Source organism: Geodermatophilus sp. DF01-2 (assembly GCF_004571065.1).
Taxonomy (GTDB): domain Bacteria; phylum Actinomycetota; class Actinomycetes; order Mycobacteriales; family Geodermatophilaceae; genus Geodermatophilus.
In genome coordinates, this window is the sequence record NZ_SPQN01000113.1 from 1 (window position 1) to 9,763 (window position 9,763).

General features: G+C 75.5%; 8 protein-coding genes. 3 read left to right on the forward strand and 5 right to left on the reverse strand.

Going from position 1 to position 9,763, the window contains the following annotated elements; genetic code table 11:
- The coding region (locus E4P41_RS19925; RefSeq protein WP_135142970.1) for a serine/threonine-protein kinase at positions 1-924 on the reverse strand (924 nt) is incomplete at its 3' end.
- Positions 925-1,014: 90 nt separating this feature from the next.
- Positions 1,015-1,143, reverse strand: a complete 129-nt coding sequence (locus tag E4P41_RS23740) for a hypothetical protein (protein WP_280661371.1) — start codon at positions 1,141-1,143, stop codon at positions 1,015-1,017.
- A gap of 267 nt (positions 1,144-1,410) precedes the next feature.
- Between E4P41_RS23740 and E4P41_RS19930 the strand changes: the two genes are divergently transcribed.
- Together E4P41_RS19930 and E4P41_RS19935 are read left to right on the forward strand one after the other, a co-directional pair.
- Entirely contained in the window at positions 1,411-2,187 is a 777-nt protein-coding gene (locus E4P41_RS19930) for an enoyl-CoA hydratase-related protein (RefSeq protein WP_135142971.1), read from the forward strand.
- 181 nt (positions 2,188-2,368) lie between these two features.
- Positions 2,369-3,019, forward strand: a complete 651-nt coding sequence (locus tag E4P41_RS19935) for a hypothetical protein (RefSeq protein WP_135142972.1) — start codon at positions 2,369-2,371, stop codon at positions 3,017-3,019.
- Here the strand turns inward: E4P41_RS19935 and E4P41_RS19940 are convergent.
- From E4P41_RS19940 to E4P41_RS19950, 3 genes are all read right to left on the reverse strand, one after another.
- Positions 2,939-4,492, reverse strand: coding sequence for a dynamin family protein (locus tag E4P41_RS19940; protein ID WP_135142973.1), 1,554 nt, complete (start codon positions 4,490-4,492; stop codon positions 2,939-2,941). The genes E4P41_RS19935 and E4P41_RS19940 overlap by 81 nt on opposite strands.
- Entirely contained in the window at positions 4,489-6,336 is a 1,848-nt protein-coding gene (locus tag E4P41_RS19945) for a dynamin family protein (protein WP_135142974.1), read from the reverse strand. The genes E4P41_RS19940 and E4P41_RS19945 overlap by 4 nt, the downstream gene beginning before the upstream one ends.
- A gap of 108 nt (positions 6,337-6,444) precedes the next feature.
- A complete protein-coding gene (locus E4P41_RS19950) occupies positions 6,445-7,995 on the reverse strand; it encodes an IniB N-terminal domain-containing protein (RefSeq protein ID WP_135142975.1) in 1,551 nt (516 codons plus the stop codon).
- A 270-nt stretch (positions 7,996-8,265) separates the two neighbouring features.
- On the opposite strand from E4P41_RS19950, the gene E4P41_RS19955 reads away from it, so the two are divergent.
- A partial coding sequence (locus tag E4P41_RS19955; protein ID WP_167761189.1) for an Hsp70 family protein occupies positions 8,266-9,763 on the forward strand: 1,498 nt, incomplete at its 3' end.

Here is a 9,763-nt window from a genome sequence, read left to right on the forward strand (position 1 = left end):
TGGGCCGGCCGCGGCCGGGTGCGCCCCGGCGGGCAGGCCCGGGAGGACGGCGAGGCTCCGGGTGGACGCGGGCTCGGGCTGTGGGCGCCCGGCGCGGACGTCCTCGACCGCGGCGACGAAGGCCGCGCCGTCCGGCATCCGTGCGGCGGGGTCCTTGGCCAGCGCGCGGCGGATGAGCCGCCGGACGTCGCCGGGCAGGTCGTCGGGCAGCGGGTCGGGGTCCTCGCGCACCTGCTTGAGCGCGATCGTCACCGCATTGTCCCCGTCGAAGGCGGGGTGGCCGGTCAGGCACTCGTAGCCGACCAGGCCGAGGGCGTACACGTCGCTGGCCGGCGTGGCGTGGTGGCCCTCGGCCACCTCTGGCGCGAGGTACTGCGGCGTGCCGATGACCTGGCCGGTGCGGGTGAGCGGCACGCTCTCGGCCGACCAGGCGATGCCGAAGTCGGTGATCTTCACCCTGCCGTCGTCGCGGATCAGGATGTTGCCCGGCTTGACGTCGCGGTGCACCAGCCCGACCCGGTGGGCCTCGCCGAGGGCGGAGGCGGTCTGCTCGAGCAGCGACAGGGTGACCGCGGGCGGCAGCCGGCCGCCGCGCTGCAGCACCGAGGACAGCGGCTCGCCCTCGACCAGCTCCATGACCAGGTAGGCCAGCGTCTCGCCGCTGCCGTCGGTGGCCTCGATCTCCCCGTAGTCGAAGACCGCCGCGATGTTCGGGTGGCTCAGCCCGGCGGCGTGCTGGGCCTCGGCACGGAAGCGGGCGCGGAAGGTGGGGTCCCCGGTGTACTCGCTGCGCAGCACCTTGACGGCGACCGGCCGGCCGAGGATGACGTCGGTACCGCGCCAGACCTGCCCCATGCCGCCGGCGGCGATCAGCTCGGCGAGCTCGTACCGCTCCCCCAGGTTGCGCCGACCCGGCTCCACCACGGTGGCTCACTCCTCGCCTACGACCGGCCGTCAGTGCTCGACCCGGGGGCGCCGGTGCCCCCGGGTCTGGGTGTCCCGCAGCCCGCCCGACTACACATGGCCGACGGTGCCGCGCGGGCCGCCGTCCCGCTGGACGGCGTCGTCGGCCCGGCCCGCGCGACCGCCGCCCACGGCCCATCCTCCCAGGTCGGCGACGTGCGTGAAGGGACCGTCCGTCACGATCCGGGCACGATCGGCCCCGCCACGGCATCGGCGCGCCGCGGGCCCACGGTCCACCCACCACGACGGGGAGGTCCTCCGCCGGGAGCTCCGTCACCTGGCGCCGGACAGCGGACGTCCCGTCGGCGACGTCGGCGATCTCGTACGCTCCCGCCCCGGGCGCCGTCGAGGTCACCGATCCCGCCGTCCCCTGCGCGAGGCCGAGACGCGATACCGAGAGACGCCGATACCCAGAGACGCCGATACCGAGAGACGAGGTGGGCGACGATGCCCGAGACCGTGACCCGCGAGGACGCCGGCGGCGTCGCCACGATCACCATGCTGCGCGCGGGGCTCACCCACGAGTCCCGCCGCGAGCTGCTGGACGCCGTCCGGGAGGTCGGCGCCGACGGGTCGGTGCGAGCGGTCGTGCTCACCGGCACCGGCCGGGCGTTCTGCGTCGGGCAGGACCTCGGCCAGCACGTCGAGAAGCTGAGGAGCGACGCCGCCACGTCGCTGTCGGTGGTCGAGGAGGAGTACAACCCGCTGGTGCTGGCCCTGGCCGCGCTGCGGGTGCCGGTGGTGGTGGCGGTCAACGGGGCGTGTGCCGGGGCGGGGCTGGGCATCGCGCTCGCCGGCGACCTTCGGGTGGCCGCCGCGGGCGCCAAGTTCACCACCGCGTTCGCCGGTATCGGGCTCTCCAGCGACTCGGCCCTGGCCTCCCGCCTCGTCCACTGCGTCGGCGGCTCCCGGGCCGCGGAGCTGCTGCTGGTGCCCGAGCCGTTCCTCGCCGAGACCGCAGCAGGGTGGGGGCTGGTGCACCGGGTGGTCGCTCCCGAGCAGGTGCTGTCGGAGGCGCAGGCGCTGGCCGCCCGGCTGGCCGCCGGCCCCACCGCCGCCTACCGCGCGATCAAGACCGTGCTGGCCACCGCGGCCACCGACGCCCTCGAGGACACCCTGGCGCTCGAGGCCCGGCTGCAGACCGACCTGGGCCGCACCGCCGACCACCGTGAGGCCGTCGAGGCATTCCTGGAGAAGCGCGCCCCGCAGTTCACCGGTCACTGAAGAGGACCCCCTTGCCCCCCGCCCTTCGCAGGCTCAGGGTGGGACCCTGGAAGAGGACCCCCTTGCCTCCCACCGTGGAAGGACCCCATCCTCCCCGTCCCTCGCTACGCTCGGAGCGGGACCCGGGACGGGGCCAGCGGTGGGACCCTGCAAGGGGGCCACCCGGCGGGAGGGGCAGCGCGTGACGGGATCCACCAGGGCGCCAGGGGCCGAGCAGGCCGGGCCGCAGACCGAGGCGCAGACGGGGGCGCCGGAACCCAGGACCGAGGCGCACCGCCCGCTGCCCCGGCGTGTCGTCGTGACGGGCAACTCCGCCGAGGACCTGCCCCCGGCGCGGCCGGCCGTGACCAGCGACCTCGCGCCGCCGGTGGCCCGTGGCCTGCCTCCCCGGCCCGCGACCGTGCGGGCCACCGCGGCGCTGTGGTGGACCGGCTGCGTGGCCGCGATCACCGGCCTCACCGCCGCGCTGTTCGACGGCGGGGCGCTGCGCACCCGGCTGGCCGCCATCGCGGCCGGCGAGGACCCCACGGCCCCCGCCGACCTGATCGCCGACGGCGTGCAGGCCACGATCGCCCTGGTCCTCGGCGGGGTCGCCGCGCTGATCGCCGTCTCGCTGGTCTGGGTCGCGCTGCTGCTGCGCCGGCGGGCGTGGGCCCGGTGGGCGCTGTTGGTCACCGCGCTGCCGACCCTGCTGGCCCTCGACGTGGCGCAGGCCGTCGTCGCCGGGGACGCCGACCTCGACCGGATGGCGCTACTGGCCGCGGCCGGAGCGTTCGTCCTCGCCCTCGTCCCGCTGCTCAGCCGCTCCGCCCGCGCCTGGTTCCGTCGCTGATCCGTCCAGCCCGGCGAGCAACGCCTCGCACGTGCGGACGACGACCTCGGCGGCATCCGCTGCCGGCCGGCCGGCGAGCGGGTCGTCGGCGGCCTCCCGCCAGCGGCCGAGCGCGGCACGCGCCGCACGGCGCAGCTCGTCGTCCGGGGTGCCGGCCGGCAGCCCCAGCCGCGCGGCGGGTGCGGTGCCCTCGGCGCCGAGCAGCCGCTCCCCCTCCGCCCGCAGGTCCGCGGGCAGCGGGCTGCCGGCGGAGCGGGAGCGGGCCAGCAGGTCGAGCTCGGCGAGGTCCGGGGTGGCCAGGCGCAGCCGCTCCAGCCCCGCCCACAGCTCGTCGGCGCCCTCGACCGGGTCCTCGGCCAGCACCGACTCCAGCAGCCGCAGCGCGGTCCCCGCCCGCAGCTGCGGGCCCCGGTCGGTGAAGTGGACCCGCAGCAGCCGCTGCAGCTCGGTCAGCCCGCTGCGGTGCAGCAGCTCCTCGGCCAGGGCCGAGGCGTCCGGGACGCCGGTCCGGACCAGCGCGATCGACAACCGGATGCCGAACAGGCCCAGCCGGTCCAGCAGTGCGGTGCGCACCTCCACCGAGAGCGGCACCGGCGTCTCCGGCCGGGTGAAGCGGTCGGGGGTCAGCAGCATCCGGGAGACCTGCTGCTGGTCGGCGCCGGCCAGGGCGCGCAGTGCGACGTAGTCCCCGTGCCGCAGCGTCCGCCCGGCCAGCGCCAGCAGCCCGGCCACGGGCACCACCGCCGCGCTCACCGCCTGCACCTGCGGGTCGGCCGACATCCGCCGGGCCACGGTGCCGGCCGCCAGGAGCGCGTCCAGCCGGCCGACCCCGACCTCGTCGGCGCGGGAGAGCACGGTGATCGTCGTCGTCAGCGCCCCCTCGCCCGCGGTGCCGGCCTGGAAGGCGCCCAGGACGGCGATGTCCTCCGGCTGCGGCTGGCGGGTGAGGAAGACGACGGCGTCGGCGCCCGCGGGGCCCTCGCCGGCCTCGAGGAAGGTGCGGGTGCGCGCGCTGGTGGCGGTCGAGAGAGAGGCGATCCCCGGGGTGTCGACCACGGTCGCGGACAGCAGGTGGTCGGCCGGCCAGTCCACGACCAGTTGCGCGACCTCCTCCGGCGGGGTGCCGCCGAGCTCCAGCCGCAGCCCGCCGTCGGCACGGCGGACCGGCAGCGTCCGCCGTCCGCCGTCGGTGCCGTGCAGCTCCACGCGCGGGGTGGCGCCGTGCCGGTAGTGGGTGACCACCCGGGTGCACTCGCCGGCGTCGGTGGGCGCGATCCGCGCCCCCACCAGGGCGTTGAGCAGCGTCGACTTGCCCGACTTCACCCGGCCGACCAGGGCCAGGCGCAGCGGCTCGTCCAGCCGCCGCCGCTGGGCACGCAGCCGGCCGGCGACGGCGGGGTCGTCCCGGTAGCGCTCCAGCGCGTCGTCCAGCAGCGCGCGGACGTCGTCGAGGAGGGTGGTGCCCTCGCTCACGGGCGGCTGTCCGCAGCCGGCACCGCCGCCCGGCCGAGGGAGCGGACGTCGGCGGCCAACCGGTCCAGCTGGTCGCGCCGCTGCCGCAGCGACCGGATGCGGGCGTCGCGCTCGGCGGTGGCCTCGCGGGTCGAGCGCTGCGCCGCGGCGACGGCGTCGGCGAGCGACCGGGACATCTCGTCGGCGGTGTCGGTGATCAGGTCGCGCAGGGTGCGGGAGACGGTGCGCAGCCGGTCCTTGAGGTGCTTGCCGACCTGGAACACCACCTCGTCGAGGTGCCGGCGCACCACGGCCTTGGCCTCCGACTGGCGCCGCTGGACGCGCTGCTTCTTGTCGTCGTTGTAGGCCTTGCGCCCCAGCAGGACGCCGGCGGCGACCGAGACCGGGTTGATGATGGCCATCCCGGCCAGGCTGGTCACCAGGCCGGTCATGAGGACGCCGGTGTAGGAGCCGCGCAGCCCGATGAGGGTCCGCTCCCGCAGCGTCATCGAGCCGTCGTCGAGGACCGGCAGGTCGACGATGCTCTCCAGCGCGTCGCCGGCCGCGCCGACCGACAGCGTGGGGACGGCGGCACCGCCGTCGCGGGCGAACTGCTCGATGACCCGGGCCGCCAGCCACTCGGACCGCTGCTCCGCCCACACGTAGCTGTCGGCGACCGCGGCCGCGATCCGCCGGTCCAGCCACTCGGCCAGCTCCGGCCACATCGGGCCGGGGTCCTGCGCGTCGATGGCCTCCTCCGCCTCGCGGATGACCACCCGGGAGCGGTCGCGCAGGTCGAAGTCGATGTCGGCCATGAGATCGGTGACGCCGTCGGCCAGCACCTGCTGCCAGCGCGAGGAGCGGCGCCGCAGGTCGTCCGCGGCGGCCCGGGCATCCTCCAGGCCGCGCAGCAGCTCGTCCCGGTGCGCCGGGTCCTCGAGGCCGGCCAGCTCGGAGCGCACCGCGAGGGAGAGGTGCTCCGTGACCGCCGAGAGGTCGTGCACCAGTGAGCGGCGGGCCAGGGTCTCGGCCCGGTCCACCACCTCGCGGCGCAGGTGGGTGACGAGCGCGCCGATCCCCGACTCCTCGTGCAGCTCCCGGTCGCGGTGCTGGACCGCCAGCTGGGCCAGCGCGGAGGAGACGGCGAACAGCGGCGCCTCGACGCCGCGGCCGGCGAGGTGGGCCCGGTCGAGGTCGGCGATCGTGCGCCAGTTCGGGCAGGCGTCGGTCTTGGTGAGGACGCACACGACCGTCGGGCACAGCGCGGCGGCCTGCTCGAGGAAGGCCATCTCGGGCGCGGTGAACTCCTGGCTGCCGTCGGAGACCAGCAGGACGGCGTCCGCGGTGGGCAGCAGGTCCACCGTGCGCAGCGCCCGGTGCGTGCCGACCCCGCCGACGCCGGCGGTGTCCACCAGCTCCAGCCCGTCGAGCAGCCGGCGGGGCAGCTCCACCTCGGCCTGCACGAGCCGCTCGGTCCCCTCGCCGGCGACCCGGGCCGCGACCTGGTCGATCGGCACCGGCACCCGCTCGGTCGGGCCCTCCCCGATGACGTCGCCGGCGCCGGACCCGGAACCCGCCCCACCCGGCCCCGTGGCCAGCACGAGGCTGGCACGCGGCGCCTGGCCCGCCCGCACCACCGTGGGGACGACGGTCGCCACGTCGTCGGCCACCGGGCAGACCGGCGCGCCGACGAGCGCGTTGACCAGCGAGCTCTTCCCCTGCTTGGGCTCCCCGACGACGAGGACGCGCACCCGCGGGTCCTCACCGCGGGCGCGAGCCTGCACCAGCCGGCGGTGCAGGTCCGGCCGCTCGCAGACCTCGGCGAGCGCCATCGCCCGGTCCAGCACCTGCGCTGACGTGACCACGGACACCTCCTGGGAACCCCGGTCCTACCACAGGGAGCCGGTCGGGGCAGACGTACGCCGGGTCCCGGTCGCCCCTGCGGAGCGACCGGGACCCGGCGGGTCGGGGTGTCAGGCGCCGGCGGGCTCCAGCTCGACCTCGTTCCCGGAGAAGTTGTCCGAGAAGTTGTCGTTGAAGCTCTCCTCGACGACGTTGACCGTCTCGTCGTTGTCCTCGATCTCCGTCTTCACCGTGTCGTTGTCCTCGACCTCCGTGACGTCGTCGTCGGACAGGTCGTTGCCGTTCAGCGAGTCGTCCACGCCGTCGTCGTCGGACAGGTCGTTGCCGTTCAGCGAGTCGTCCACGCCGTCGTCGTCGGACAGGTCGTTGCCGTTCAGCGAGTCGTCGACCCCGTCGTCGTCGGAGAGGTCGTTGCCGTTCAGCGAGCCGTTGAACGAGTCGTCCACGCCGTCGTCGTCGGACAGGTCGTTGCCGTTGAACGAGTCGTCGACGCTGTTGTCCGTCTTCGAGTTGTCGGTCTCGGAGTGGTCGTTGCCGACGTTCTCCTGGGACAGGTCGTTGCCGTTGAACGAGTCGTCGACTCCGTCGTTGTCCTGCGAGAGGTCGTTGCCGTTGAACGAGTCGTCGACGCTCTTGTCGACGTCGACGCTCTTGTCGGTGTTGAAGCTGTCCACGACGCGCACGGACTCGTCGTTGCCGACGTCCTCGGAGTCGTTGACCACGGTCCCGTCGCCGGTCTGGACGATGGCGTCGTCGAACTCGACGTCGACGCTGTTGTCGGTCTCGCTGTTGTCGGTGGTGACCGTGTTGCCGACCGCGTTCTCGTCGCCACTGACCACCGTGTTGTCGTCTCCGACCACGAGGTTGTTGTCGCGGACGTCGACGTCGAGGTCGGTGTCGACGTCGGTGTTGTAGGAGTCGCGCACCGAGTGGTCGCTGTTGTCGACCTCCGAGTCGTCGACGTCGTCGCCGGCGACGATGCCGCCCTCGTTGTCGATCTGGGCGACGTCGCCCTCGACGTCGCCGAAGATGGCCTGCGCGTCCCCGCTCACCCAGATGCTGTGCGAGGCGTCGATCTCGACGGTGTTCTCGGTGTGCGTGTAGTGGACCTCCTGCAGGTGGGTGATCATCACCGTCTCCGTGCCGCCGGCGGGCGCGGGGGCGTGGTGGTAGCCACCGGACTGACCCTCGTCGTCGTCGCAGTGGTCCTTCTCCACCGGCGCGACGTCCTTGCACTTGTCGTCCTCGTCGTCGTCCGGCTTGGGCTGGTAGCCGCCCTTGCCGTCGTCGTCGCAGTCGGAACGCCCGTGGCCGTCCTTGTCGTCGTCGCGGTCGCCCTTGCCGTAGTCGCCCTTGCCGTGGCCGTCCTTGCCGTAACCGTCCTTGTCGTGACCACCCTTGTCGTCGTCGTCCCGGCCCTTGTAGCCGTCCTCGTCGTGCCCGCCCTTGTCGTGGCCGTCCCCGCCGTGACCGTTCCAGCCGCCGACCGTGGCGTAGTCACCCACCATCTTCATGAGGTCGGCGACCTCCTCCGGCGTGGTGTCCGACATGCCGTGGGCGTCCAGCACGGCGTGCGGGTCCGCCTCGTAGGCGGCGGCCTTCTCCGGGTCGCGGAACAGGTCGAGGATGAAGTCGAGCAGCGAGCTCGTCATGGTCGACATGGCTGGCACTCCTGGGTCTCGAGCCGTCCACCGTCGGCCGGCTGCTGGGACGCAGTGCACCCCCGACCGGCGTTCCCCGGCATCGGGTGACCGCCCCCCATCGAGCTCCCGGCATGGGGGATGCCCGCTGACTCTGCGTTAGGGGCTGCGGGGTGTCGCCCCCTCCTCACCGACCGCGTCGGTCCCGAGGCCGCGATGCGCGGGACAGACGGGACGGGTGGGACATACGTTGCGACCACCCGACCGGTCCGCGCGGGCCCGGGGGGTCTGGTGAGGCTGGGGGCACCTGTGCACAACGGCGAGTACGGGCTGGGGATCGACGTCGGGGACGGCACCGTCTCCGCGGCGGTCTGCGGGGCGGTCGACGGGGGGACGACGGGCGCGACGGTCCTGCCCCTGGGGGACGGGCGGGTGACGACGGCGGTCGACGACGGCGGCCGGGTGGCGCTGGCCCCGGTCGACGGGACCGCGCGGACCCGGCACCTGGTGGCGCGGGTCGGGGACCCGGTCCCGGTGTACGCGGGCGACCACCCCGTACCGGCCGCCGAGCTCGTCGCCGCCGCGGTCCAGCGGGTCCGGGAGCTGGCCGAGGCCCGGGAGGGCCGGCCCGACTCCTGGACGGTGCTGACCGTGCCGCCCTCCTGGTCGGGGCACCGCCGTGCCGTGCTCGCCCGTGCGCTCGCCTCCTCCGGGGTCCCCCGGTTCTCGCTCGTGTCCGCCGCGGTCGCCGCCGTCCACCACCACGTCGTGGCCGGTGACCTGCCCGGCGAGTCGACCGTCGCCGTCTACGACCTGGGCGCCGGCACGCTGGACACCGCCGTCGTCGGCCCGACACCGGAGGAGCCGCTCGGGCACCGGGCCCCCCCACCGGCGCCGCTGCCGTGGGGCGGGCGGGACGTCGACGACGCGGTCGTCGCCCACGTCGTCGGCTGCCTGGGGACCCCGCAGGGGGAGGCGCCCGGGTGGGCCCGAGCCCTCCGGGCGGCCTGCGTCGCGGCCAAGGAGGCGCTGTCCACGGCGACCGTCGTGCGGGTCGACGTCGACGGCTCGGGGGACGGGACGGTCCGGCTCACCCGTGAGGAGCTCGACGAGGTCCTCGCGGAGCCGACACGGGACTCGGCCGGCATGCTGGCCGCTGCGGTCGCGGCCGCGGGGCTCCGGCTCCAGGACCTGGAGGCCGTCGTGCTCGCCGGCGGAGGGGTGCGGGTGCCGCTCGTCGCCGAGGTCCTCTCCGGCGAACTGGGCCGGCCGCTGGTCGTGGGCGCCGACCCCGCGCTGACCCCCGCACTAGGTGCGGCCGCGCTGGCGGCGGAAGCGCTCGCGGTCGAGGCGCTCCCGGTCGAGACCTTTCCCGTCGAGCGGCAGGTCGCGGCCGCGACCCCCGTCGTCGCCGGGTCGCTCCCGCACGCCGCCCCGGCCGGGTCGGATGCTCCCGGCCGGGGGCCGCGGCGGGACCGGACCCGGCCGTCGGCCGCTGGGGAGACGGCGTCCCGCCCACCACGACGGACTCCGCGACGGAACTCCCGGCTGGGCCGCGGCGTCGTCGTGGCCGGGGCCGCCGTCGGCCTGGTGCTGCTGGGGCCGGCCGCGGCCGGCTTGTTCGACGCCGTCGTCGCCCCGGCACCCGCCGGAGAAGAGGCGACCGCGGAGGACGACGCCGGGGTCATCGCGCGGGGGACCGCCACTGTGGGTGGCGGCTCGGGCGGTGGCACCGCCACGCGCGGAGGGGGGACCGGCGGTGGAGCCGGGTCCGGGCCCGTCGCGCGCC

Coding starts and splice junctions, on each gene's coding strand:
- E4P41_RS19930 (WP_135142971.1), top strand. CDS start 1,411: ATGCCCGAGACCGTGACCCGCGAGGACGCCGGCGGCGTCGCCACGATC.
- E4P41_RS19950 (WP_135142975.1), bottom strand. CDS start 7,995: ATGTCGACCATGACGAGCTCGCTGCTCGACTTCATCCTCGACCTGTTC.